This window comes from Neobacillus sp. DFD-2R, assembly GCF_057747865.1.
This window is the reverse complement of the sequence record NZ_CM173228.1, coordinates 4,364,001-4,389,657: the sequence shown is the minus strand read 5'-3', so window position 1 is coordinate 4,389,657 and position 25,657 is coordinate 4,364,001. Positions and strand designations below refer to the sequence as shown.

Genomic DNA, 25,657 nt, shown 5'->3' with positions numbered 1-25,657 from the left:
TCGAACAATGTAGAAAATTTAATTAATTAGGAGGTGTCGGCATGGCAAAATATCTCGTCCAACGGGTTCTCTATATGATTTTTACGTTATTCATTGTTGTATCCATAACATTTTTCCTCATGAAGTTAATTCCAGGTACCCCTTTTAATAACTGGGAAAAACTTTCAGAAACCCAGCGCCACATATTACAAGTAAAGTATGGATTCGATCAACCTGTGCCAGTTCAATATGTTCACTATATAATCAACATGGTTAAAGGTGATTTAGGTGTCTCCTTTCAGTTTAATAACACCCCTGTAACTGAGCTTCTCGCACAACGAACTGGCCCTTCTGCCTTACTTGGCGCGCAGGCCATGATTATCGGTGCATTGATTGGGATCATTTTAGGCGTTGTGGCGGCGTTAAAACAAAATACCTGGATTGATTATGGAGCGACAATTATTGCAGTTATGGGAAAATCTATACCAAATTTTATTTTTGCCGGTTTATTGCAATACTTTGTTGCCGTAAAATTAGGATGGCTTCCTGTTATGTTCTGGAATGGACCGTCATTCACTATCCTGCCAACGATTGCTTTGGCAATGTTTCCGATTTCCATCGCTGCCCGGTTTATGCGGACAGAAATGGTGGAAGTATTGGGTTCTGATTATATTACCCTTGCGAAAGCAAAAGGTGCCAGCTATTGGCAAATCAGTATCAAACATGCACTGCGAAATGCGTTAATCCCTGTTATTACAGTAATGGGACCATTAGCGGTAAGTCTGATGACAGGCTCGCTTGTTGTAGAAAATATCTTTGGAATTCCTGGCATCGGGGATCAATTTGTGAAATCTATCATGACTAACGACTACCCCGTTATTATGGGAACTTCCATTTTATTTGCTGCTTTATTTGTCTTTATTATTTTAGTTGTTGATATTCTCTATGGAATCATCGACCCACGTATTCGAATTTCGAGGGGGAACAGCTAATGATTAACAAAGAATCAATTATCTCAAAGGATATGTTTGCACCGGCCCACATCGATCCATCTAAAAGTGAGAAAATTGCCAAGCCAAGTCTTAATTTCTGGCAGGATTCCTGGCTAAGGGTCCGCAAAAATAAAGGGGCAGTCATCAGCTTGGTGGTTATTGTGATTTTGCTCATTCTATCGTTTGTCGGCCCATTAATTACACCATATAAATTTGATACCCAAAATACGGATAATCATGACCTGCCGCCGCGGATACAGGGTTTGGAGGACATTCATTGGCTTCCGTTTGACGGTACATTAACTCGGAAAGACGGTACAACATATAATGCCTACGAAGTCCGCCAGGTGAAGCAGTATTATTGGTTTGGAACGGATGATCTTGGCCGTGACATTTTTGCACGTACTTGGAAAGGAACGCAAGTGTCGCTGTTCATTGCTTTTATGGCAGCATTAGTCGATATGCTGATTGGTGTATCATATGGTGCTATTTCCGGTTACTTCGGCGGCCGTGTCGACAGTGTGATGCAACGGATCTTGGAAATTATCGTCGGCATCCCTAACTTAGTTGTTGCTGTTTTAATGATTCTTGTATTGAAGCCTGGGATGATCCCCATTATTATCGCGATTACCTTTACAAGCTGGACAAGTATGGCACGGGTTGTCCGTGCGCAAGTGTTGAAGTTTAAAAACCAGGAATTTGTGTTGGCAGCCAGGACACTTGGAGCTTCAAATGGTTCAATTATTTTTAAGCACATGATTCCAAATATGTTTGGGATCATCATTATAAACACGATGTTTTCGATTCCTAACGCAATTTTCTTTGAAGCGTTTTTAAGTTTCATTGGTTTAGGATTGCAGGAGCCTAGTGCCTCATTGGGAACATTAGTGAATGATGGATACAAGCAAATGATTGCATTTCCATATCAAATGATTATTCCTTCCATTATGATTGCATTAATCATGGTATGCTTTAACTTAGTAGCAGATGGATTACGGGATGCATTAGATCCAAAAATGCGGGATTAGAAGGCAGGTGATTTAAGTGGAAAAAGTACTACAAGTTAAGGATTTAAATATTTCATTTCATACCTTTGCGGGTGAAGTAAAAGCCATCAGAGGTGTCAACTTTGATTTATATAAAGGTGAAACATTAGCGATCGTTGGGGAGTCAGGCTCTGGAAAATCGGTTACAACAAAGTCAATCATGCGCTTATTGCCTGAGGGTAATTCCGAAATTAAAAATGGTGAAATCCTTTTTGACGGAAAAGACTTAACCAAGCTAAAAGAAAAACAAATGCAAAAAATTCGTGGACAAGATATTTCAATGATTTTTCAGGATCCAATGACTTCATTAAATCCAACAATGAAAATTGGTAATCAAATTATGGAACCACTCATTAAACACCAACATATGAGTAAACACGATGCAAAAGAAAGAGCGATTGATTTATTAAAACTTGTTGGTATTCCTAAACCGGAAATCAGAGTTGATCAATATCCACATCAATTTTCCGGCGGGATGAGACAAAGGGTTGTTATTGCGATTGCATTGGCATGTAATCCAAAGGTATTAATTGCAGACGAGCCTACTACCGCACTTGATGTAACGATTCAAGCACAAATTCTAGAACTAATGAAAGATTTGCAAAAGAAAATTGACACATCCATTATCTTCATTACCCATGATCTTGGAGTTGTTGCGAATGTAGCTGATCGAGTTGCAGTTATGTACGGAGGCAAGATTGTTGAAATTGGAACCGCTGATGAGATTTTCTATAATCCACAGCATCCATACACATGGGGATTAATTAGCTCAATGCCGGATTTAGAGACAGATGAGGAGGAATTGTTCTCGATTCCCGGAACACCTCCGGACCTTTTGGATCCTCCAAAAGGAGATGCATTTGCCCCTCGTAACCCATATGTGATGAAAATTGATTTAGAGCAAGAGCCTCCATTCTTTAAAGTTTCTGATACACATTACGCTGCTACTTGGCTCTTACATCCTGATGCACCAAAGGTAGAACCGCCGGAAGCTGTAAAAAGACGTCAAGGTCAATTCCCTGATATGAAGGTGGGAAAATAAATGGCTCAGAAAGAAAAATTACTTGAAATTAAAAATTTAAAACAATATTTTAATGTTGGGAAACCTAATGAAGTAAAAGCAGTTGACAATGTATCCTTTGATATCTATAAAGGTGAAGTATTAGGATTAGTTGGCGAATCAGGTTGTGGTAAATCCACAACAGGCCGAACAATCATTCGTTTATATAATGCTACCGGTGGAGAAGTTGTATACGACGGCGTAAATGTTCATGACAAAAAGTCTCATAAACAGTTAAAAGAATTTAATCGTAAAATGCAAATGATATTCCAAGACCCATATGCTTCATTAAATCCAAGATTAAAAATTGCTGATGTTATTGCTGAAGGTATTGACATACATGGGCTGGCAAAATCCAAGCAAGAACGAATGGAAAGAGTATATGAACTTTTAGAAACAGTTGGTTTAAACAAAGAACATGCTAACCGTTACCCCCATGAATTCAGTGGCGGACAGCGTCAAAGGATAGGGATTGCCCGTGCTCTCGCAGTACAGCCTGAATTTATCATTGCGGACGAGCCGATTTCAGCGCTGGATGTTTCCATTCAAGCTCAAGTAGTTAACTTAATGAAAAAACTTCAAAAAGAGAAAGGGCTAACGTATCTTTTTATCGCCCATGACCTCTCAATGGTCAAATATATCAGTGACCGGATTGGCGTTATGTATTTTGGTAAAATGGTTGAGCTTGCACCTGCAGATGAGCTATATAAAAATCCATTGCATCCGTATACGCAATCCTTATTATCAGCAATTCCACTTCCTGATCCGATCAGCGAAAGAGCTCGTAAACGTAAATCCTATGACCCGGCAAGTCATAATTATGATGACAACGAACAAATCGAATTTAGAGAGGTTTCTCCAGGACATTTTGTTCTTTGTTCAGAAAAAGAATTTATTCAATATAAAGCGCAAAATAAACGATAAAAAAACGATCTCACTATGAGATCGTTTTTTTTATCGTTTACGAAAGGGCGCTTCCGCCTTTTGTTCTGTAAAATTATTTCCTTTTTCCTCCGACACTTTTCCAACCTGACTGATATTTAGCACTTTCGTCAACAAATTCAGTGCGGTTTTTGCCTCCAAAAACTTTTTCGCCAAAACTATTTGTTAACACACCCATTAATGCTGTAATGCCAACAATTAATAGTGCCACAACGGTTAAATCAATTAAGTAACCAACCATGATAAACCCTCCATTTTCATTTCCAAAGGCTAGATTTTATCGTGAATTATCGAATATCCCCTTATTTTATTTTAAAAGAACTTGATCATTATTAAAAGGGGAAATTCAACAAATAAGCATAAAAGAATTCGTATTTATCGAAATGGAATGTATGCGTTTTCATTTTTATTTTTTAATTGAGAATATATTTTAAGAAAATATTAAGCCTGTGAAAGTAAAATATCATTTATGAAGTTCATATGACAAGTCTTTCTTAGAATACCGCCAAAAAATTATTTGTTTTAAACGAATAATATAGAGCTATGTATATAAAAAAGGAAATTCATGATAAATAACTGAAAAAAATGAAACTTTTATGGATATTATTCGTCTAATATAATGAAACGAATCACATATGGACTTCTAGGGCTTTAGATTATTTTTTAAAAAAGGATACCTTTTTGAGAAGCAGTGGTGTATAATTTATGATATAAATTACTTATTTATAATAATTTTAATTAAATTTATACTTTAATAAATGTTAATTTCGATTAAATATAGATTATAGAAGTTACTATAAGAGGAGTGTGAAGAAGAATGGTAACATTATACACTTCACCAAGTTGTACATCATGTAGAAAAGCAAAATCATGGTTAGAAGAGCATGAAATTCCATACAAAGAAAGAAATATTTTTTCTGAACCGTTATCAATTGAAGAAATTAAAGAAATTCTTCGAATGACAGAGGATGGAACGGATGAAATTATTTCAACTAGATCAAAAACATTTCAAAAATTAGATGTTAACCTCGATACGATGCCACTTCAGGACTTATTTGAGTTAATAAAAGAGAATCCTGGCTTGCTGCGTCGTCCTATAATTATTGATGAAAAACGTTTGCAGGTTGGTTATAATGAAGATGAAATAAGACGATTTTTGCCTAGACGGGTACGAACATTCCAATTACGCGAAGCTCAACGCATGGTTAATTAATAAAGAGACCTTCATTAAAGAAGGTCTCTTTTATATAGATTTTCTTTTTGTTTGTGAAATCAATGTCATTTTGCTACAATATAATGAATATCTAATAAATAGGCAAAATGATGGTTTTTTGAATTTTGGTTATTTTTATTTCCCTTATTACTACTTTTGTCATAAAATGAAGGTACGAGGATGTATTCTTTTTAAATATATCCGGGAAATAGACCTTTCTACATTGGATAATGCTATTAAGGCATCATCTGCTTGGGGGTATTTAGTCCCTTCAATATGGAAAATGGAAGGGAGAGGTGATAATGGAGATTGAACGAATAAATGAAAATACAGTAAAATTTTATATTTCTTATGGTGATATAGAAGAAAGAGGCTTCGACCGGGAAGAGATTTGGTACAATCGTGAACGGAGTGAAGAGCTCTTTTGGGAAATGATGGATGAGGTTCATCAAGAAGAAGAGTTTGTCGTTGAAGGTCCTCTTTGGATTCAAGTCCAAGCTTTGGATAAAGGGTTGGAAATTCTTGTAACTAAGGCACAACTTTCTAAGGATGGTCAAAAGTTTGAACTTCCAATACCTAGTGACAAATTAAAGGATTTACCTGTTGATGAGAAAATTGAAGAGTTCTTAGATCAACATTTTATTTCAACGAATCCTGATGATGAAGAGATTTTATTAGAGGAAGAATCATTGGAATTCTTGCTCGCCTTCAAAGACTTCGAGGATATTATTATGTTGGCCAATCGACCGGGGCTTGATGACTTAGTAACTAGGTTATATCACTTTGAAGGAAAATACTATCTATATGCTGAATTTCCTGAAGAGATATTCAATGAGGATGAAATTGATGATATATTAAGTGTTCTACTTGAATATGGTTCTGAAACCCAGTTAACCATTCATCGAGTACAAGAATACGGAAAAGAAATAATTTCTGAAAATGTTTTTGCTGAAATTAGAAAACATTTTAGATAATACCATGCCGATTTCAGTATTGAAATCGGTATTTTTTAGCATCTCGATTCTTTGTAGCAGGGCAGGTGAGGACAATGAAGAACACAGTAAGGGTTATATTATTTCTGCTAATCTTATCCATACTATTGTTTTTCTTTAAAAATAATTTAAAAGGTGGAATTTTTGGTTTTTTAAGCCTTTTTATTTCTTTGTCCGTTATATTTATAGGATTTGTTATCTTCCTTGAAAATCGCCATCCTACACAAACGATTACTTGGCTTGTAGTTTTAGGCAGCTTTCCACTTGTAGGATTTATTTTTTACATTTTATTTGGACGGAATTATCGGAAAGAGAAAATGTTTAGAAAAAAATACTTTCTGGATAAACAAGCATTTCTAACGATTGAGGGTGATAATGATCCCAGGCGTGAAGAAAAAATCAGCATTATGGGTGATCACCAAGGGAAATTATTTATGTTGGCACAAAAGCTGGGAAACAGTCCAATTTCCTTTGATACAGCTACAAGAATTTTGACAAATGGTGAAGAGACATTTCATTTCATTTTAGATGAGCTTCAGAGAGCCAAACACCATATTCATCTGGAATATTATATTGTTCGCCACGACCAATTAGGTCAAAGGATCAAAAAACTGCTAATTGAAAAAGCTGCGCAAGGTGTCAAAATTCGATTTCTATACGATGCAGTTGGTTCATGGCAGCTATCCAAGAAATATATTTCTGAATTGAAGAATGCGGGAATTGAAACAGTTCCTTTCGGACCTGTTAGATTGCCATTTTTAAACAATAAGTTTAATTTTCGAAATCATCGTAAAATCGTAGTAATTGATGGATCGGTTGGTTTTGTCGGCGGTCTAAATATCGGGGATGAGTATTTGGGAAAAGACAAGAGTTTTGGTTTTTGGCGTGATACCCATTTAATGCTTAAGGGTGAAGCTGTTAGAACGCTGCAGCTCATCTTTTTACAGGATTGGTATTATATGACCAATCATAGTTTTTTAACCGCAGAATATCTATCACCACAATTAGATAATAAAAGCCATGGCGGAGTTCAATTAATTGCCGGCGGACCTGATAATGAGTGGAGTGTTATTAAAAATATTTTTTTCTCAATGATTGCTTCCGCAGAAAAATCTGTGTGGATTGCTTCACCCTACTTTATACCGGATGAAGATATCTTTTCTGCAATAAAAATAGCTGCACTCAGCGGATTAGATGTACGGTTACTTGTGCCGAATCGTCCTGATAAACGAATTGTCTTCCATGCTTCCCGCTCCTATTTTCCTGAACTGTTGGAAGCAGGAGTTAAAGTGTACGAATATGAACGTGGATTTATGCATAGTAAAATCATTATTGTCGACCATGAACTAGCTTCTATAGGAACATCTAATATGGATATGAGAAGTTTTCATCTGAATTTTGAGGTTAATGCTTTCTTGTATCGTACGAAAAGTACCCAAAAACTTGTTGCTGAATATATAAATGATCTGGAATTTTCTAAACAGCTTGAATTAAATACTTTTAAAAAGAGGCATATCGGTTTTCGTTTATTAGAATCAACAGCAAGGCTTCTCTCACCGCTTCTTTAACTAGTAATTGATAATTTTGATGGAAAACAATCGGGAATGAATTCCGATTGTTTTTTTTTATTTTATGAAGAGGAATTTGAGGTATTAAGACGAATTTATTTTGTATAAGGAGGTGCTTTTTTTGTTAACTGCAAATACAAAATCCGGAATAAGAGTTTGCCTCGGGTATGATTTCAAAAAGGAAACTCTATTGAAATTACGAAGCATAGAAGATTTTCTTTGCCCGGTATGCGGGGAGTGTGTTTCTCTTAAGTTGGGAGATCAACGAATTTTTCATTTTGCCCATAAAAGGGGGAGTACATGCCGGGAATTTTATGAAAGGGAATCCGTTTACCATATGGAAGGAAAACGGCAGCTTTTTCAATGGCTTATAAATCAGAAGATTTATGCTGAATTAGAGTACTATGATAGGGAAATTCACCAGCGACCTGATATAATGTTTTTTTATAAAGGAAAGAAATATGCTTTAGAATTTCAGTGTTCAACTATACCCGAAAAGGAATTTATTAAAAGGACAAAAACCTACTATCAAAATGGATACATCCCACTTTGGATTGTAAGTGGTAGTCATATAAAACAAAAAAAGAGAAATGTTATATCATTTTCAAACTTTCAGTTTTTCTTTCTTCGAAAATCTTCTGATGGCGGACTTTACATCCCCTCGTATTGCCCCGAAAAACGCCGTTTTTATTTAGTAGGCTCCATCATCTCTTATACCGTTAAAAATGCCTTTGTGCAAAGCTACCATTATCATAGAGACAATATTAGAATCCAGGACTTATTGAATCCTAAAATATTAAATCAAGTCAGGGTAGATCATTGGAATGCTGAAATGGAGAAATTTAAGTTTTATTGGTCCATGCATCCCAGTCTCGAGAAAAATTCCTTTTTTCATGAGGTTTATAATCAAGATCTCAACCTCTTATTATTACCTCCTGAAATTGGCCTTCCTGTTCAACATTCTATTTTCATCGAAACCTCCCCAACTATTTGGCAAACCTATTTGTATATCGATATTCTTTCTAAAAAAAATCCCAAAGAACTAATAAGCATTAAGGAAATAGAAGCTCATTTTAAAAAAAGACTTAGTAGAAAAGACATTATCATTCGTAATTTGCCACAATTAGATGATGTGGAACCTTTTGCCGCCGTTATGGATTACTTATATTTGTTAGTGAAAGTAGGGATTTTTACCCAAAAAACTGAAACTCTTTTTGAATTACAAAGGAATTTGACTAAACCAAAGTCAAATCGGGAAAAGGCAGAAAATACGCTTGATTTTTATCAAAAATATCATTTTATTCTTTCAAATATATAAATGAAATAGGACATAAGGGCATACTATAGAAGGATAAATTGTTACTTTTTTGTTTCATAAAGGGAAAATGGTAAGAAAAGGAGAATATATGTAAAGGTAATTTTATTTTAAAAATCAATAGATGGATGGAGGATGAAATATGGCAAACGAAACAGCAGTTAAAAGCTTACCTTCAAGAACTGATATCCCTGAAGCAGATACTTGGAGATTAGAAGATATATTTGCTAGTGACGAGGAATGGGAAAAAGAATTCCAGGATGTAAAAAAAGAAATTCCAACTATTAAAGAATTTGAAGGTAAATTGGGTGATAATGCGGAATCGCTGTATAAAGCCCTTCAATTCCAAGATAAACTGCTCGAGAGAATTGGCAAGCTTTATGCGTATTCACACATGAGGTATGACCAAGACACGACTAATTCATTTTACCAAGGTTTAGATGATCGGATGAAAAACCTATATTCACAAGCAGGAAGTCAGTTAGCATTTATTGTTCCGGAAATTCTTTCAATTGATGAAAGTAAGGTAAATGGTTTTTTGAATGAGAAAACCGAATTAAAGCTTTATGAGCAGGCAATTGCAGAAATCAACCTGCAAAGGCCTCATGTTCTGTCAGCAGAGCAAGAGGCGATGCTTGCTGAAGCCGGAGAAGTGATGAACGCATCCGGCAATACCTTTGGCATGTTAAATAATGCGGATATTAAGTTCCCATCTATTAAAGATGAAAATGGGGAAGAGGTTGAAATTACCCATGGCCGCTACATACGTTTCTTGGAAAGCTCTGACGGGCGTGTACGGCACGATGCTTTTAAAGCGGTATATAAAACCTATGGAGATTTTAAAAATACTTTTTCAAGTACGTTAAGCGGCAATGTGAAAAAGGATAATTTTAATGCAAGAATAAGAAAGTATGACTCTGCGAGACATGCTGCACTTGCAGCCAATAACATCCCTGAAAGCGTGTATGATAATTTGGTAAATACTGTAAATGATAACCTCCATTTATTACACCGATATATAAAGCTCCGGAAGAAAGTTTTAGGGCTAAAAGAGCTTCATATGTATGATTTGTATACACCCCTGGTCAAAGATGTAAAAATGGAAATTAAATATGATGAAGCAAAGGAAATTATTCTTAAAGGGTTAGCTCCATTAGGTGAGGAGTATTTGAAAGTATTAAAAGAAGGCTTTGAAAATCGCTGGGTGGATGTACATGAAAATAAAGGTAAGCGCAGTGGTGCATATTCCTCAGGGGCATATGGAACGAATCCTTATATCTTAATGAACTGGCAGGATAATGTAAACAATTTATTTACATTAGTACATGAATTTGGTCACTCTGTCCATAGTTATTACACAAGGAAATCCCAGCCTTATCCGTATGGAAATTACTCCATTTTCGTTGCTGAAGTAGCATCTACATGCAATGAAGCGCTTTTAAATGATTATTTGTTAAAAACCATTGATGATGAGCAAAAAAGAATCTTCTTATTAAATCATTATTTAGAAGGATTCAGAGGCACGGTATTCCGTCAAACAATGTTTGCTGAGTTTGAGCATTTGATTCATCAAAAGGCGCAAAATAACGAAGCCTTAACCGCTGATTTATTGACAAAAGAATACTATGCATTGAATAAGAAGTATTTTGGAGAAGAGGATATTGTAATTGATGAGGAAATTGGTTTGGAATGGTCAAGAATTCCGCATTTTTATTACAATTATTATGTTTACCAATATGCGACGGGCTTCAGTGCAGCAACCGCATTATGCAAGCAAATTTTAGAAGAAGGCGAGCCTGCAGTAAAACGCTATATCGATTTCCTAAGTGCCGGCAGCTCGGATTATCCTATTGAAGTGCTCAAGAAAGCCGGCGTAGACATGACAAGCTCTGACCCGATTAAGGATGCTTGTAAAGTATTTGAAGAAAAATTGAATGAATTGGAACAATTACTTTCTTAAGAAAATCGGAAGCGCCCGTTTAGCGCACGACAGGACTGGAGCGCTTCGACTGAGATTAAGGAAACACGGAGAGCGAAGCGATTCGATGTTGACTTATCGTAGGGAGAAGTGTGAAGTACACTAGTCGCTGGGTGCTGGAGCTAGACAGTTATCTTAGTTCAAAAATTTTTACGTTTATCTATTAACAATGGGATGGGTCTTTTGGAACCATCCCTTTTAAAATCCTTTAAATTTTTTTCGACCATTTAGATAAAAAATGAAAATAAAAATTGAAAAGAATAAGACCGGTGAACTAATTAATACCGGGAATATTTTTAGCATTGCAAGTAAATGAAGAAAAAAGGCACAAAAAATAAAAAACATCAAAATAATGTAAGGAAGTTTTTTCATTTAAAATTGTCACCTCAAAGTAAGCTATTATAAAAAAGCACACTATTAGTTTATTGTCCCAAGCCTGATAATATGAATATTTGACAATATTGTGAAATAACACACAAACTTATTGTCTCTCCGTTTAAACGCATGCTATATTATAGACGTGAAGTTGATCACAACAAACATATACCCCTTTGTTTGACCGTGAAAAATTTCTCCCATCCCCTTTGTTCGTATTTATAGAAAAAGACCTTGCAGCATCGGAGCTGCAAGGTCTTTCCGTTTTATTTGTTAAAAAAAAGAGGGTGATTTTGAGTCATCCTCTTTCTACTGATTAATATATCTCCAAAATGTACCATATTTAGCAGGGATTTGTTCCACTATTTGTTTTAAAAGCAGTTTTTTCATTTCCCGTTCAACCTGGGATATCGACATATTATAGACAACTGCAATTTCTTTCGAAGCCACAAATTTAAAAAATTTAACAAACGTTTCTAATGGTGGCGGTGGAGACTGGACCGGTTCTTCGGACAGCATTTCTTCAAGTATTTGGACATAGATTTCATATGGATAGGATCCGGTAATTTTTATTCCTTCGTCTTCCGCATTTTCATTAAAGAATACAAGCGTAGGAATTTCCTGAACATCCATTTCAGCTGTTATTTTAAGATCACACTGGAAGGCCTTTGCTGCACTTTGTGAATGGATATCTGAAATAAATTCATCAACATCTAATCCCAAGTTTCGGGCACAATCCTTTAACACCTCAAAATTCGAGATATTTTTTTTATCCAAAAAAAGAACTTCTTGAAGTTTACGTAAAAAACGAATGCCTGCTCGCCGCCCCTGCAGTTCTGCGGCCTTAAGAGCGATTGAAACAATATGTGGAGATGCTACGGGATTTTCAAACCAAAGGTTTCCATCGCAGGACATCCCCGACCTGCTTGCTGTCTTTTCCCATAATCCGGCTATATGTTCATAGCTCTTTTTTTTACTCAAATTTAAATTGGCTAATCGCCCACTTAACACATGCTTGATGGAAAAATAGCGTCCGTATTCGATTTGAAGCTTTTTAAGTATCGGTTCTAGAGCCCAACATTCAGGGCATAAAGGATCGATAAATATATAAATTTCAATAGGCTTTTTTTCGCTGTTATTCATAAGGTGTTTGGAGCTTGTATGACCGCATCTGCTCACGAATTTTCACCTGATTGTTTATCGCCTTCAGGCGTATTAATCATGTGCTCTGCAGTTAGAAAAAGCCTTGAGTAAAATTCATCCCTAAGTGGACCTTGTAATCCTATTTTGTCCATTGCCTGACGCATACATGATAACCATGCTTTTGCTCGGGTTGGCGTTATAGGAAAAGGTAAATGCCGCGCCCGCATCATAGGGTGGCCATGCTCTTCCGTATACAATGAAGGTCCGCCTAAATATTGTGTTAAGAATTGCTTTTGTTTACGAGCAATTTCAGTAAATTGATTTGGAAAGATTGGAGCAAGATCAGGATGTTGTGCAACCAAACCATAAAAAGTGTCCACAAGACGGTGCAATGTATCTTCGCCAAGGGCTTCGAATGGTGTAAGCCTCTTCTCAATCATGTTGACAACTCCTTTAAAGTATTATGTATTTTTTATTTTAACAATGCTTTTTTCATATCTCAAATAAATAGCTTTGAAAAAGGAACATTCACATCTATCGATAGTATTAATGTATACAAAAAAACGCCTGCTACTAAAAAACAGGCGAAAATAGTCTGATGGTAATTACTCCTTTTGAATTATTGGCAGATTATATAATGGCGGTGTTGGAAATTAATTTGTATTATTTTGCAGGCTTTTTTGGTAATAAAAACGAAGAATTTTATTCTCGGTAATACGCTTCGGGATTCCATGCAGTCTAAGAAATTCCTGGAATATTCTGAGTCCATCACGATGGTTTTTTGCTTCGTATTCTAATTCAAAGTCCTCTTTATTTAAATAATAACTATGGTCAAGAACGAGCAAGCCTTCTTTATAATCAAATTCAACTCTTTTTGTTAATAATGAACCAAAATACCCAATGGTTTTATAAGGGATATCCACCTCTTCAATTAAGTTTTGGATTATCCCGGTTGGGAGTTTACCAAATTGAATTGCCTCCGATGCCTCTTCCTTTGTTAAAACTTGGTTCGTTTCAAGGAGTCCAACACTTGCAGGCTGTTTTAATGTCATTTCAAAATGATCCGGTTTTTGGCGGATTCGTAATGCAGACTTTTTTTCCTTCAATGCAAAATCAGGTGTATCAAAATAATGATTTTCTTGGCTGAAAATTTGCTTTTCGTTGATGTTAAATTTTTTTAGAAGCAATTCATATTCTTTCTCGGACAGAATGTTTTTAAATTCAATTTCAATATTTTGCGACATCTTGTGTCAGTCCTTTCACCGTGTTTGCTATTAAAAAAGATAAAAAATATAAAATTTGTTCTTTGAGAAATGTCTAGCTCCACAAGAGTAAGCTTCGGAAGCGATACTTCGCACGAAGGAAAAGCGTTAGCTTTTCCGAGGAGCGTCCAGCGACTAGTGTACTTCGCTCACCTCCTTACGATAAGTCAACATCGAATCGACTATAGCTCCGTGTTTCCTTTATCTCATACGGTGCGCTCCAGTCCTGTCGTGCGCTAAACGGGCGCTTGCGCTTTTCTCATTATCTCATTTTTAATCAAGTCTGCAATCCTTGGGAGAATTGGATAGATTATGCTAAAATAGGTATGTGAAAATGGAGGTATATACATGAAAAAGAAAATAATAATTATGTCATCTTATTTAAATAACAATAAGCTGGAGTTAAAAGCCAATGAATCGATAAAGGGGTTATTGCCAGCTGAACAAATTCTTGTCGATTCTGACGAATTTTCATTTATTTATTTGACGGAAGATCAACAAGATTATACATATATCGTTTTACCTGATACGGTCTGGCCGCAATTGAATACCGCGTTAGAGCAAAAAATACCGGTTTGGATTTCTTTTAATGAACAACAAATGGAGTTAACTAATTTTCATGATGAATTAGAATATGTTATTAGCAATATTCAGGGGAATAGTAATTACGGTGAAGAAATGGTCAAGAAAGTAGAGGAAATGTTTAAGAGATAATTTGTTGTTTATAGAGGTGAAATTCATGAAGCATTGGGACCTATTTTTAGCTCCATATAAACAGGCGGTTGATGAATTGAAAATAAAATTAAAGGGAATGAGGGGCCAATTTGAATTAGATTCTACTCATTCGCCAATCGAATTTGTAACAGGAAGAGTTAAACCAATAGCAAGTATTTTTGATAAGGCAAAGCAAAAAGGAATACCTTTAGATCGATTGGAAGAAGAAATGCAGGATATCGCCGGGATGCGAATGATGTGTCAATTTGTTGATGATATACATATTGTTGTAAATTTATTAAGAAATCGTCATGATTTTGAAATTGTAGAAGAAAGGGATTACATTTCTCATAAAAAAATGAGTGGCTACCGTTCCTATCATGTCGTCATCCGCTATCCGGTACAAACGATTCACGGGGAAAAGAAGATTCTTGCTGAAATTCAAATTAGGACACTGGCGATGAATTTTTGGGCTACAATTGAACATACGCTAAACTATAAATATAAAGGGATTTTTCCAAGTGATATTCAAATGAGACTTCAAAGAGCTGCTGAAGCCGCGTTCCGGTTAGATGAAGAAATGTCATTGATTCGCGGAGAAATACAAGAGGCTCAGGCATTTTTTACAAGAAAGAAAGAATTAAAACAAGAAGAAAAAAGCTAATGTCTGTTTGTTGAACGCATCTTTTGTATAAGGAGCCTATTAATTATGAAATTTGCAATTACATCAAAAGGAGATCAGAAATCAAATATCCTGATGCACAAAATGAGGACTTATTTATTAGATTTTGATCTTATATATGATGAGGACCAACCGGATATAGTCGTATCAATTGGTGGTGACGGAACATTATTATATGCTTTTCATCGCTATAGCAGCCGTTTGGATAAAACAGCCTTTGTTGGAATTCATACCGGACATCTTGGTTTTTATGCTGACTGGATACCTGATGAAATTGAAAAGCTTGTGATTGCCATCGCAAAAACCCCCTATCAAGTAGTTGAATACCCATTACTTGAAGTAATCATTCGTTACCAGCATGCAGGAAAGGAATCAAGATATCTTGCCTTAAACGAATCCACTGTAAAAAGTGTTGAAGGAACGTTAGTGATGGATGTAGAAATTCGCGGCGAGCATTTTGAAAGGTTTCGGGGAGATGGTCTGTGTGTATCAACACCTTCAGGAAGTACCGCTTATAATAAGGCGCTGGGAGGAGCGATTATCCATCCATCTATATCGGCCATTCAAGTGGCGGAAATGGCGTCTTTAAATAACCGTGTCTTTAGAACGATAGGATCGCCGCTAATTTTACCATCGCACCACACATGTATGCTAAAACCTGTTAACCGATCCGATTTTCAAGTAACAATTGATCATCTAACCCTTCTTCATAAGGATGTAAAATCGATCCAATTTAGGGTACCGGAAGAAAAAATACGTTTTGCTCGCTTCAGACCCTTTCCTTTCTGGAAAAGAGTACATGATTCATTTATATCTGATTCGGATTAATTTCAGGTTTCGGGGGAGAAAAGATGTCTTTAAGGTTTCAAATTAAGTGGATTATTGATCAAAGCCATGCCGGGAAGCTGATAAAGGATTTTCTTAAAGAAGAAGAGATCTCCCGGACTGCTTTAACAGATATAAAATTTAAAGGTGGAAGTATTTTTGCAAATGGTAAAGAAGTAAATGTTCGCTACAAATTAAAAACAACAGACGTTTTAACCGTCATCTTTCCTCCTGAAGTTCCCAGTGAGTCAGTTAAAGGAGAAAATATTCCGCTTCAGATTCTTTTTGAAGACGATTACCTCTTGGTTGTAAATAAGCCTGCCGGTATGAGTACGATTCCTTCTCGAGAACATCCAACAGGGAGTCTTGCAAACGCTCTCGTTGGTTATTATGATCAGATCGGGCTAACAGCGACTTCCCACATTGTAACACGCCTTGATCGGGACACATCGGGGATTGTCCTGGTAGCAAAGCATCGTCATATCCATCACTTATTTAGCAAAGAGCAACAAAGCGGAAGGGTCAAAAGGACATACGAAGCACTTGCGAGTGGAACCATAGTACCTGATTGGGGTAGCGTTGATCAACCAATAGGAAGGAAAGAGGACAGCATCATTGAAAGGGAAGTTCGGACTGACGGTCAGTATGCATGTACACATTTCAAGGTAATTGATAGATATGACATATTTACGCATATTGAACTTCAATTAGAGACTGGCAGAACCCATCAAATAAGGGTTCATATGTCTTTTCTGGGTCATCCGTTACTCGGTGATGATTTGTATGGCGGAGACAGGGCGCTAATTGAAAGGCAAGCACTTCATTGCAAACAAATAAAATTTATACATCCATTTTTGGGCCGGGAAATGATATTTAGAGCACCGCTTCCCGCTGATATGAAAGCACTTTTAGAGGCTGACCATTTGTAATATTGGTCAGCCTCTTTTTGAACCTTTAGAACTGCCTATCCCCGGCGCAGGGCGCTTCCACTTTTCTTATCAAGCAAAATCCTTAAATTTCTCCTCTACATATGGCATAGTAGAGACAACTGAAACCAATTCCCTTTCAGGATATCTTAGTGCAGTTAGCAGTCCGCCGAAAACTGCTCCAGTGTCAATATTATACGTATTGTTGATTATCCTCGGTTCTTTAACAGGGGTATGGCCGTATACGATACATGCCTTGCCGTGATACTCTTTGGCCCAATCTCTTCGTACCGGTGATCCATCAGGGTGTTTTTCACCGGTTATATCTCCGTAAAGAACGAATGTTTTTACTTTCGAATGAGTTTTACCGATTAATTCTTCCTTTATCCCTGCATGGGCGATTACAAGATTTTGTTCGTCCAATACTAAATAAAGAGGAGCTTTTTCATATAGCTCGATAAATTTTTTTCGAATGGATTGTTGATCCCTTTTGTATAATGATTCATATTCGGCAACAGTGGTTTCAAGGCCATGTGAAATTTGAACCTTGTTTCCAAGGAAGAAGCGATAAAGTTTATTGCAATGGTTTCCCGGTGTATAGTATGCTTTTTTCTGCTCGATGACAAGCCGCCAAACAATTTCAATTACCTCCAATGATTCAGGTCCTCTGTCAGTTAAATCGCCAACAAAGCCAAGAACTCTGTTATCGGGATGAATAGGGATATTATTATCCCATCCGTAGCCAAGCTTTTTTGTTAGCTCTTTAAATTCCGATAAACAACCATGGATATCACCAATAATATCAATTTTCATAGGATGACCCCCTTATTGTTTTATTTTCTGTAATTTGTTTATTTTTATAAAAACTAATTAGGAGTATAAAAGTACAGACAAATAGTTAAGGAGGAACAAAAAATGGCACAGCATGCATCTGTTATTTCATTGCTTATTGTTGTTACAATGGCTTTTCTAACACCTATTATCCTTCATCGTTTTAAACTTAATTTTATTCCGGTTGTCGTAGCTGAAATTATCATGGGACTCGTCATCGGGAAGAGCGGTTTTAATTTGGTCCATCAAGATATGTGGCTTTCCACTCTTTCGACTCTCGGCTTTATATTCCTGATGTTCTTAAGTGGGCTTGAAATTGATTTTTCTGCCTTTAGAGGAGGAAAAAAACGGGAGATCCTTCCGAATGGGAAAAGAGAGCCGAATTCTTTTGTAGCCTCATCATTAATTTTTGCCGGGATTTTTATTTTTTCTCTCGGTTTATCGTTTTTATTTGTCGTAACAGGATTCATTCAAAATGCCTTCTTAATGACCCTGATCATCTCAACAATATCATTGGGAGTTGTGGTCCCTACTTTAAAAGAAGCCCATTTGATGAAGACTGTGATTGGGCAGATCATCTTATTGGTTGCTGTCATCGCCGACTTGGCAACGATGATCCTCCTGGCGATCTTTGTTTCGTTACACGAGTCCGGGCATGGAAACACTTGGCTTTTACTGATCCTGTTTGCTGCAGGTGTTATTCTCTATTTTGTTGGAAGAAGATTTAAAAATCGTTCGTTTATAGAGGCAATGTCCAAAGGTACCGTACAAATTGGAACAAGAGCCGTATTTACACTTATCATCGTTTTAGTTGGACTTTCCGAAACAGTAGGAGCTGAAAATATTTTAGGAGCTTTTCTCGCAGGTGTGCTTGTTTCCTTACTTTCTCCCAATCAGGAGCTTGTTCATAAACTTGATTCCTTTGGATATGGCTTTTTAATCCCCATCTTTTTTGTTATGGTTGGGGTAAATCTTGATGTTTGGTCGCTTTTTAGTGAGAAAAAATTACTGATGTTAATTCCGCTCTTGCTGATGGGGTTATTATTGTCAAAACTAGTACCTGCCTATCTTTTAAAAAAATGGTATGATACTAAAACTGTTGTTGCTTCAGGCTTTTTACTTACATCGACACTATCACTTGTTATCGCTGCTGCAACAATTGGAGAACGAATGAAGGTTATAACACCGCAAATGAGCGGAACACTAATAGTGGTAGCGGTAATCACATCCATTTTTACTCCGATTGTTTTTAAAAAATTGTTTCCTAAAGAAGTGGTGACAATACGAAAAGTGCCTGTAGCCTTCTTGGGTGCCAATCAAACTACCTTGCCGGTATCTAGAGAATTAAAATCCAGTTTGTATGATCCTGTTCTCTATCATACAATGATGGATAAATCAGAAAAACAAATCGCAAATTCCCTTTTTGAAATTATCGAAATTCCCGATTATTCATTAGCGACCATTGAGAAAACAAGGGTGTATCAATCGGAAGTGGTGGTGATTTCTACAGGTGATGAAGAATTAAATGCGACACTTGCCATTGCTGTCAAGGAAAAAGGTGTTTCAAGAGTCATCGCTCGTATAGAAAGTCCGGATTTAGAACAAAGCTTGCGAGAATACAATATAGAAGTATTTTCAGTCTTTATGTCAGCAAAAGCTTTACTTCGTGCCCTAATAGAATCTCCTAGTGTCATTAATATTTTAACGAATCAGGAGACATCACTTTATGAGATTAGAATGGCGAACGAACAATTTGACGGGATGTCATTAAGAAGATTCCCTTTTACAGGAGATATCATTTTTGTTAGAATTTTTCGTGGTAAAGATTCCATCGTTCCTCATGGTGATACAGAGCTTCAATTGAACGATCGCTTGATTGTTACCGGATCAAAGGAATATGTAGATGAACTAAAAAGAGAACTGGAATTTTGTTAAACCTGCCCGAAAAAATTTCAGGTGAATGACATACATACTTTTCATTCATTCTGAATTAGTGTAAACTTAGTACCAAGTACTAATAACTTGTATTATGATAGGAGGACTAATTCAATTATGAATCTTTCTTTAGCTGGAAAAACATATGTTGTTATGGGTGTTGCAAATAAACGTAGTATTGCTTGGGGAATTGCACGATCTCTTCACAATGCAGGGGCGAGATTAATTTTTACATACGCCGGTGAAAGACTTGAAAGCAGTGTCCGTGAATTGGCTAATTCTTTAGAAGCAGAAGGCACACTTGTTTTACCTTGTGATGTAACAAGCGATGAAGATATTGCAAAATGTTTTGCTGAAATTAAGGATGCTGCAGGAACGATCCATGGTGTAGCACATTGTATTGCATTTGCAAAAACAGAAGAATTAAAGGGCGACTATATGAATACAACAAGAGAGGGTTTCTTGCTTGCACATAATATCAGTTCTTACTCATTAACAGCTGTGGCGAAGGAAGCTAAAGGATTAATGACAGAAGGTGGAAGCATCGTAACGTTAACATATTTGGGTGGTGAACGTGCCATCCAAAATTATAATGTTATGGGAGTTGCCAAAGCATCTTTAGACGCTAGTGTCCGTTATTTAGCAGCCGACCTTGGTAAAGATGGCATTCGTGTTAACTCTATTTCAGCAGGTCCAATACGAACTTTATCGGCCAAAGGGGTCGGTGATTTCAACTCAATTCTAAGAGAAATTGAAGAAAAAGCTCCTTTACGAAGAACAACAACACCTGAAGAAGTAGGAGATACTGCAGTATTTCTTTTCAGTGAACTTTCCCGTGGAATCACAGGCGAAAACATTCACGTTGATTCAGGATACCACATTTTATAGCATCAAGGCCCGCGATTAAGCGGGCTTTTTATATGGAGAAAATTCTTACGAAAATACAGTTAACGAGTATAGGCAATTTGCATACATATAGAGTGAAGGACTACGTAAATGGAGGTGCAATTCATGTCAAGAAAGAAAAAACAAGAGCCTTTACTTTATATTTATCAACCTTTTAACAGAACTCCATCCAATAACATGCAGGACATTTATACAATAAAGCCTGGGAGCAAGCAGGTAACAGATGAAAAGCTTCCCGTTGATAAAATTGAGAGGAAGGTCTCAATGATGAAAAAGGAGGCAGTACAAGAACAAACGCCAATCGAAGTATCTTTATCAGATACACAGCAGACGACAACTCAAAATGATGAAATACAACGAGCCTCATTCAGAAAGGTCAAAAGTTTTAAAGAGATGGATATTAAAGAACGATTGGAATATTTACTAAACTTTCCGAAAGTACTTCCGCCTGTTCCTTGCGTATTTTATACAGAGGGGAAAAGTTATCAAGGATATTTACATGAATATCAGGATGATTTGGTAACGATAAAATTTCATGATCAAACCACTGAAACGATTCCTTTTCATCAATTAAAGGATGTTATCATGATAGGGATTAAAAAATAGCCAAAAAAAAGCCAGCCGGTTTACGACTGGCTGCTTTATTTACATGCAAATTCCCAAGTCAACATCGGCAATACATTGAACTGCGCAGAAGCATTTTAAATCCACTGTAATACAGTCGTTGCTTGCACGGAATCGATCAACTTGGCAAACTTTTGAAAGATCAACCTTTCCGTTGGTAATGAGGTTCACTGCAACGAAGTTTCCACCTTCCTTACGACCGGGAACTAAAACACGTAATGTGGCACAACAGTTGTCAAAAACATCTTCTACGCGGAAAAAGATTGATACACAAGCATTGTTTTCGCCGCTAAAGAATGCGTGGAAGGGATTACCCTCGTCATCACTTAAAACAAAAACACGAGTATCGACCGGATCTCTTCTTGTAGGTGATACTAATGAACCAAGTGGTTCCATAAAACAACTGGAACATTCTGCACATTCTACAGGTTGGATAGCTGTATCTTGGATATCCTTAATTGCACGAACTACTTCGCACACACAGTTGCCGCTGCGAAAATCGTTATGATTATTCCCACAACCCATTTATTTTTCCTCCTTAATCCGTGATATATATCTTACATTACTAACATATTTCACAGTGCCCGTATGGGTTACGGACAATTGCCTTTTTTCTTAAAATTAGGCGGATTAAATATATCAAGCAAAAGAAAGGACAAATGTTCATGAAAATTAGCTTTTTATATTTAATTATTTTATCGTTGGCAAGCTTTCGGTTAACAAGATTAATTGTTTTTGATAAGATAACCGAGTTTCTTCGCAATCCTTTTTTTGATGAAATAGAAGAAGAGAATGAGGATGGGGGCGTTGAAATTTATTACATGCCAAAGGGAAAAGGATTCAAAAAATTTGTCGGTGAATTGCTAAGCTGTTATTGGTGTACAGGTATTTGGACCTCAGCAGTACTGGTTTTATTGTTTTGGTTGTTTCCCAACTACTGTCTGCCATTAATCCTTTTTTTATCTGTTGCCGGCCTGGCTGCGATTTTTGAAACGATTGTACAATTAATGGTTGAAAAATAGCCTGATTTATTATTTTTATTGAGACAAGATTAACAGTAAATTCATATTCTAACTAGTAGGAAATGAATTGACCCGGAAGGAGAGAGAAGCGTTGAATAAGAAAAAGAAGAGTACACAAGCGACGCAAACTTTTCAAGTATCAAAACCGATTAAGAAAAAAGGATGCGGGTGCGGTAAAAAAACGAATAAGTAATATGGAAGAAACTGCTAGGGTATCTGGCAGTTTTTTTTTTGTTAACAATAATAAAAAAGATTATTTGGAAATAGTCATAATTTTAACGAATGTCGAAAAAACTACTTTGTAGATGTAATTTATAAAATGGAATAAGGGAAGGGAAGAAAATGGTTTACTTATACCGATTAATTCTATTTGTTGGTTTATTGTTATTAACAGCGTGCGGTCCTAATCAAAAAGTAAAAGATAGTCAATTGGCGCTTATAAAAACAACAAACCCCACCCCGGTTGTGACAGATCAGAATAAAAATCCTAATCATGTCGAAGAAATTAAGAAGGACGTAAGCTCTTTTCCGGAAATCTATGATGTTGCAGTTGTAAAAGGTCAAAAAAATACATTGGTTGCTTACAAGGTCAAGCATTTGCAACGCTTTAGGATGAAGAAAATTGAAAAAAACGTTAATAATATGCTTGAAAAAAAATATCCGAAAGAAAACTTTACCGTATCAAGTGATTATAAGATTTTCCTTGAGGCAGTCAGATTAGATGAGCGAATGAAGGAAAGGAAGTTCTCTAAGAAACAGGCCGAAAAACAACTCCGAAGAATTATAAAAATGACGAAGGATATGACCTAAGAAAGGGGGATTTTTGATGGCAAGCAAGCAAAAAAACTTGACTCCGCAGCAGCAGAACTATCAAAAGCTTCAACAAAAGCATGAGTTTAAAAGACCTGTGCTGAAGAACTGTATTAAAGCATTTTTAGTTGGCGGGCTCATTTGTGTGATTGGCCAAGCTATAAGTTATTTTTATATTTACTTTTTTAATTTTACAGAACAAACTGCAGGTAATCCAACTGTAGCGACAATGGTGTTTTTATCCATGCTTTTAACGGGGTTTGGGATATACGATCGTCTTGGGCAATTCGCCGGAGCAGGAAGCGCAGTACCGGTAACAGGTTTTGGTAATGCCGTCATTTCTGCGGCCATTGAGCACCGGACTGAAGGCTTTGTTTTAGGAGTAGGCGGTAATATGTTTAAGCTTGCTGGATCCGTTATTCTATTCGGTGTTTTTTCTGCCTTTGTAGTGGCTTTAATCAGGACATTACTGGCAAAGTGGGGGGGATTGTAATTGTTAAAAGGGCATCAATCATGGGTTTTTGCAAATCGGCCAATGATTTCTGCTACAGGGGTTTCGGGGGGACCATTTGAAGCAAAAGGGAATCTAGCCAATGATTTTGACTTGTTGCATGAAGACTTATGGATGGGACAGGATTCCTACGAAAAAGCACAACGGATAATGCTCGAAGAGGCGATCAAAACGGCAATAACAAAAGCGAAAATTCAGAAAGAGCAGGTTCAATTTTTATTTGCCGGGGACTTAATTAATCAGATCACTCCAACCAGCTTTGCAGCGAGGACGATGCAAATTCCCTATTTTGGGCTTTTTGGGGCCTGTTCAACTTCGATGGAGGGATTGGCCCTTGCTTCCTTTGTCGTAAATTATCAGGGGGCTAACTACATTTTAACAGGTGCGTCAAGCCATAATGCAGCGACAGAAAGACAATTCCGTTACCCGACAGAGTACGGTGGACAAAAGCCGCCAACAGCACAATGGACGGTCACAGGTGCAGGAGTGGCTCTTATTGCACCGAATGATTCGACACAAGATCTGCCTGTTACAACCTCAGCAACAATTGGGAAAGTGGTAGATATGGGCTTGACAGACCCTTTCAATATGGGAGGGGCAATGGCTCCAGCTGCAGCTGATACGATTATGGCTCATTTTCGTGATTTTCAGTTAGAACCTTCCTACTATGATTTAATTATTACCGGTGACCTTGGAAGAGTTGGTCACGATACAGCATTTGAACTGATTAATAAAAGCGGTTTGAAATTGGAACGAAAGCAATTTCAGGATTGCGGGTTACTTATTTATAAAGACGATCAGCCCGTTCAATCAGGTGCAAGCGGAGCCGGATGTTCTGCGACAGTAGTATATGGGCATATATTGAACCAAATGAAAAAAGGCATTTATAAACGGATTTTAGTTATCGCAACGGGTGCTTTGCTATCGCCGTTAAGCTTCCAACAAAATGATTCCATCCCTTGTATTGCGCATGCCGTTTCCATTGAAATGAATGGGGAAAAGGGGGGATTATAATGCTAGCTATGTATTTTTGGGCATTTGTGGTTGGAGGAATCATTTGTTTGATCGGCCAGCTTTTGTTTGATGTTGCGAAACTCACTCCCGGGCACACGTTGAGTTTACTTGTTGTTGCGGGAGCTGTATTAGATGGATTTGGACTATATGAACCGCTTGTCAATTTTGCGGGAGCCGGTGCAACCATTCCGATCACAAGCTTTGGAAACTCATTAGTCCATGGAGCCCTTCAGGAGGCAAAATTACATGGGCTTGTGGGTGTGCTAACAGGGATGTTTGAAGTAACAAGTTCCGGTATTTCCGCAGCCATTATTTTTGGTTTTATTGGTGCTCTTCTTTTTAAACCTAAAGGGTAAAAAAGGGTCTTATTACCATTTTTGTTTGCCTTTTGTTGCTTAGGATTGCTGCCTATACACATTGAAGGGTTATCTCATATGTTATGAATGAGACTACTAAAGTGAGGTGACTCTTATATGTGCTGGGGATATGGAGGCTACGGCGGCTACGGCTACGGATTTGGCGGTGGCTCTACATTTGTTTTAATCGTTGTATTGTTCATCCTATTAATCATTGTTGGTGCAACATTTATTTAGTTTTTCTTAAGGTTGCATAATGTTGAGAGGGGTGGCCGGAAAAAGTGGCCAGCCCTTTCTTTGTCTAATAATCACCTTTTTACTCCTCCTTCATACAATAAAGTAGTTTATGAAGGAGCGTGGTTTTTTAATATGGATAATGGGTTTTTTAAAAACATTGAAAAGAAAACGGGCGTAAACATGAAGGATATCTTTGATTTAGCTAATTCCCTGCAGAATGCAAATTTCAAAGATGAAACAACCGTCCGCAATGTCATCCGCAGAGTGTCCCAAATTGCCAATAAACCAGTGAATAAAGATTTAGAAGATCAAATAGTTAAATCAATCATCAAAGACGGAAAACAGCTTGATTTCAATACGATTTCAAAAATGATGAATAAAAAGTAAATTAGAAGAACG

General features: G+C 36.8%; 30 protein-coding genes. 23 read left to right on the top strand and 7 right to left on the bottom strand.

Going from position 1 to position 25,657, the window contains the following annotated elements; genetic code table 11:
• Positions 1–41: 41 nt before the first annotated feature.
• From opp3b to AC3ANV_RS21940, 4 genes are read left to right on the top strand one after another with little or no spacing between them, the layout of a single operon-like run.
• On the top strand, positions 42–971 hold the full coding sequence (gene opp3b, locus AC3ANV_RS21955) for an oligopeptide ABC transporter permease (protein WP_488310775.1): 930 nt from the start codon (positions 42–44) through the stop codon (positions 969–971).
• Positions 971–1,999, top strand: a complete 1,029-nt coding sequence (gene opp3C / locus AC3ANV_RS21950; RefSeq protein WP_488310774.1) for an oligopeptide ABC transporter permease — start codon at positions 971–973, stop codon at positions 1,997–1,999. Before opp3b ends, opp3C begins: the two co-directional genes overlap by 1 nt.
• Before the next feature lie 16 nt (positions 2,000–2,015).
• Positions 2,016–3,059, top strand: a complete 1,044-nt coding sequence (locus AC3ANV_RS21945; RefSeq protein ID WP_488310773.1) for an ABC transporter ATP-binding protein — start codon at positions 2,016–2,018, stop codon at positions 3,057–3,059.
• Positions 3,060–4,001 carry an ABC transporter ATP-binding protein gene (locus tag AC3ANV_RS21940; protein WP_488310772.1) on the top strand — a complete coding sequence of 314 codons (942 nt, stop codon included), beginning with the start codon at positions 3,060–3,062 and terminating at the stop codon, positions 3,999–4,001.
• Between the two features lie 73 nt (positions 4,002–4,074).
• Here the strand turns inward: AC3ANV_RS21940 and AC3ANV_RS21935 are convergent, their stop codons facing one another.
• Entirely contained in the window at positions 4,075–4,260 is a 186-nt protein-coding gene (locus AC3ANV_RS21935) for a hypothetical protein (protein ID WP_488310771.1), read from the bottom strand.
• Positions 4,261–4,836: 576 nt separating this feature from the next.
• Between AC3ANV_RS21935 and spxA the strand changes: the two genes are divergently transcribed.
• The 5 genes from spxA (at position 4,837) to pepF (ending at position 11,067) form a co-directional block, all read left to right on the top strand.
• Positions 4,837–5,232 (top strand): transcriptional regulator SpxA, encoded by a 396-nt coding sequence (spxA, locus tag AC3ANV_RS21930; protein ID WP_307405691.1) that lies wholly within the window; start codon positions 4,837–4,839, stop codon positions 5,230–5,232.
• A gap of 302 nt (positions 5,233–5,534) precedes the next feature.
• Positions 5,535–6,206, top strand: a complete 672-nt coding sequence (gene mecA / locus AC3ANV_RS21925; RefSeq protein ID WP_488310770.1) for an adaptor protein MecA — start codon at positions 5,535–5,537, stop codon at positions 6,204–6,206.
• Between the two features lie 74 nt (positions 6,207–6,280).
• Positions 6,281–7,792: a cardiolipin synthase gene (gene cls, locus AC3ANV_RS21920; protein ID WP_488310769.1), complete on the top strand. Its 1,512-nt coding sequence runs from the start codon at positions 6,281–6,283 to the stop codon at positions 7,790–7,792.
• 121 nt (positions 7,793–7,913) lie between these two features.
• Positions 7,914–9,110: a competence protein CoiA gene (locus AC3ANV_RS21915; RefSeq protein ID WP_488310768.1), complete on the top strand. Its 1,197-nt coding sequence runs from the start codon at positions 7,914–7,916 to the stop codon at positions 9,108–9,110.
• 139 nt (positions 9,111–9,249) lie between these two features.
• Positions 9,250–11,067: an oligoendopeptidase F gene (gene pepF, locus AC3ANV_RS21910; protein ID WP_488310767.1), complete on the top strand. Its 1,818-nt coding sequence runs from the start codon at positions 9,250–9,252 to the stop codon at positions 11,065–11,067.
• Between the two features lie 216 nt (positions 11,068–11,283).
• On the opposite strand, the gene AC3ANV_RS21905 is transcribed toward pepF, so the two are convergent.
• From AC3ANV_RS21905 to AC3ANV_RS21890, 4 genes are all read right to left on the bottom strand, one after another.
• Positions 11,284–11,388, bottom strand: a complete 105-nt coding sequence (locus AC3ANV_RS21905; protein ID WP_488314300.1) for a hypothetical protein — start codon at positions 11,386–11,388, stop codon at positions 11,284–11,286.
• Positions 11,389–11,769: 381 nt separating this feature from the next.
• On the bottom strand, positions 11,770–12,603 hold the full coding sequence (locus AC3ANV_RS21900; protein WP_488314299.1) for a ClpXP adapter SpxH family protein: 834 nt from the start codon (positions 12,601–12,603) through the stop codon (positions 11,770–11,772).
• Between the two features lie 32 nt (positions 12,604–12,635).
• Entirely contained in the window at positions 12,636–13,043 is a 408-nt protein-coding gene (locus AC3ANV_RS21895) for a globin domain-containing protein (protein ID WP_488310766.1), read from the bottom strand.
• A gap of 213 nt (positions 13,044–13,256) precedes the next feature.
• Positions 13,257–13,847 (bottom strand): CYTH domain-containing protein, encoded by a 591-nt coding sequence (locus AC3ANV_RS21890; RefSeq protein ID WP_488310765.1) that lies wholly within the window; start codon positions 13,845–13,847, stop codon positions 13,257–13,259.
• 366 nt (positions 13,848–14,213) lie between these two features.
• Here AC3ANV_RS21890 and AC3ANV_RS21885 point away from each other — a divergent pair, with 366 nt between their 5' ends.
• The 4 genes from AC3ANV_RS21885 to AC3ANV_RS21870 are packed head-to-tail and all read left to right on the top strand — an operon-like array spanning position 14,214 to position 17,015.
• Positions 14,214–14,579 carry a UPF0738 family protein gene (locus AC3ANV_RS21885; RefSeq protein WP_488310764.1) on the top strand — a complete coding sequence of 122 codons (366 nt, stop codon included), beginning with the start codon at positions 14,214–14,216 and terminating at the stop codon, positions 14,577–14,579.
• A gap of 25 nt (positions 14,580–14,604) precedes the next feature.
• On the top strand, positions 14,605–15,243 hold the full coding sequence (gene yjbM, locus AC3ANV_RS21880; protein ID WP_488310763.1) for a GTP diphosphokinase: 639 nt from the start codon (positions 14,605–14,607) through the stop codon (positions 15,241–15,243).
• 45 nt (positions 15,244–15,288) lie between these two features.
• Positions 15,289–16,089 carry an NAD kinase gene (locus tag AC3ANV_RS21875; protein WP_488310762.1) on the top strand — a complete coding sequence of 267 codons (801 nt, stop codon included), beginning with the start codon at positions 15,289–15,291 and terminating at the stop codon, positions 16,087–16,089.
• Between the two features lie 23 nt (positions 16,090–16,112).
• Positions 16,113–17,015: an RluA family pseudouridine synthase gene (locus AC3ANV_RS21870; protein ID WP_488310761.1), complete on the top strand. Its 903-nt coding sequence runs from the start codon at positions 16,113–16,115 to the stop codon at positions 17,013–17,015.
• Between the two features lie 69 nt (positions 17,016–17,084).
• On the opposite strand, the gene prpE is transcribed toward AC3ANV_RS21870, so the two are convergent.
• Positions 17,085–17,825, bottom strand: a complete 741-nt coding sequence (gene prpE, locus AC3ANV_RS21865; RefSeq protein WP_488310760.1) for a bis(5'-nucleosyl)-tetraphosphatase PrpE — start codon at positions 17,823–17,825, stop codon at positions 17,085–17,087.
• A gap of 102 nt (positions 17,826–17,927) precedes the next feature.
• On the opposite strand from prpE, the gene AC3ANV_RS21860 reads away from it, so the two are divergent.
• From AC3ANV_RS21860 to AC3ANV_RS21850, 3 genes are all read left to right on the top strand, one after another.
• A complete protein-coding gene (locus tag AC3ANV_RS21860) occupies positions 17,928–19,778 on the top strand; it encodes a monovalent cation:proton antiporter family protein (RefSeq protein WP_488310759.1) in 1,851 nt (616 codons plus the stop codon).
• Between the two features lie 117 nt (positions 19,779–19,895).
• Positions 19,896–20,666 (top strand): enoyl-ACP reductase FabI, encoded by a 771-nt coding sequence (gene fabI / locus AC3ANV_RS21855; protein WP_488310758.1) that lies wholly within the window; start codon positions 19,896–19,898, stop codon positions 20,664–20,666.
• 123 nt (positions 20,667–20,789) lie between these two features.
• Positions 20,790–21,290, top strand: a complete 501-nt coding sequence (locus AC3ANV_RS21850; protein ID WP_488310757.1) for a CotO family spore coat protein — start codon at positions 20,790–20,792, stop codon at positions 21,288–21,290.
• A 39-nt stretch (positions 21,291–21,329) separates the two neighbouring features.
• On the opposite strand, the gene AC3ANV_RS21845 is transcribed toward AC3ANV_RS21850, so the two are convergent.
• Positions 21,330–21,833: a CotY/CotZ family spore coat protein gene (locus AC3ANV_RS21845; RefSeq protein ID WP_488310756.1), complete on the bottom strand. Its 504-nt coding sequence runs from the start codon at positions 21,831–21,833 to the stop codon at positions 21,330–21,332.
• Positions 21,834–21,973: 140 nt separating this feature from the next.
• Between AC3ANV_RS21845 and AC3ANV_RS21840 the strand changes: the two genes are divergently transcribed.
• The 7 genes from AC3ANV_RS21840 (at position 21,974) to spoVIF (ending at position 25,645) form a co-directional block, all read left to right on the top strand.
• Positions 21,974–22,330: a DUF1360 domain-containing protein gene (locus tag AC3ANV_RS21840; protein ID WP_488310755.1), complete on the top strand. Its 357-nt coding sequence runs from the start codon at positions 21,974–21,976 to the stop codon at positions 22,328–22,330.
• Between the two features lie 342 nt (positions 22,331–22,672).
• The gene (locus AC3ANV_RS21835; RefSeq protein ID WP_488310754.1) at positions 22,673–23,140 is read left to right on the top strand and encodes a YhcN/YlaJ family sporulation lipoprotein; all 468 of its coding nucleotides are present in this window, start codon (positions 22,673–22,675) and stop codon (positions 23,138–23,140) included.
• Between the two features lie 16 nt (positions 23,141–23,156).
• A complete protein-coding gene (spoVAC, locus tag AC3ANV_RS21830) occupies positions 23,157–23,633 on the top strand; it encodes a stage V sporulation protein AC (RefSeq protein ID WP_488310753.1) in 477 nt (158 codons plus the stop codon).
• The gene (gene spoVAD, locus AC3ANV_RS21825; RefSeq protein ID WP_488310752.1) at positions 23,634–24,665 is read left to right on the top strand and encodes a stage V sporulation protein AD; all 1,032 of its coding nucleotides are present in this window, start codon (positions 23,634–23,636) and stop codon (positions 24,663–24,665) included.
• Entirely contained in the window at positions 24,665–25,021 is a 357-nt protein-coding gene (gene spoVAE, locus AC3ANV_RS21820) for a stage V sporulation protein AE (RefSeq protein ID WP_488310751.1), read from the top strand. The genes spoVAD and spoVAE overlap by 1 nt, the downstream gene beginning before the upstream one ends.
• A 117-nt stretch (positions 25,022–25,138) precedes the next feature.
• On the top strand, positions 25,139–25,258 hold the full coding sequence (locus AC3ANV_RS21815) for a YjcZ family sporulation protein (protein WP_488310750.1): 120 nt from the start codon (positions 25,139–25,141) through the stop codon (positions 25,256–25,258).
• A gap of 132 nt (positions 25,259–25,390) precedes the next feature.
• On the top strand, positions 25,391–25,645 hold the full coding sequence (gene spoVIF, locus AC3ANV_RS21810; RefSeq protein ID WP_488310749.1) for a sporulation-specific transcription regulator SpoVIF: 255 nt from the start codon (positions 25,391–25,393) through the stop codon (positions 25,643–25,645).
• Positions 25,646–25,657 lie beyond the last annotated feature (12 nt).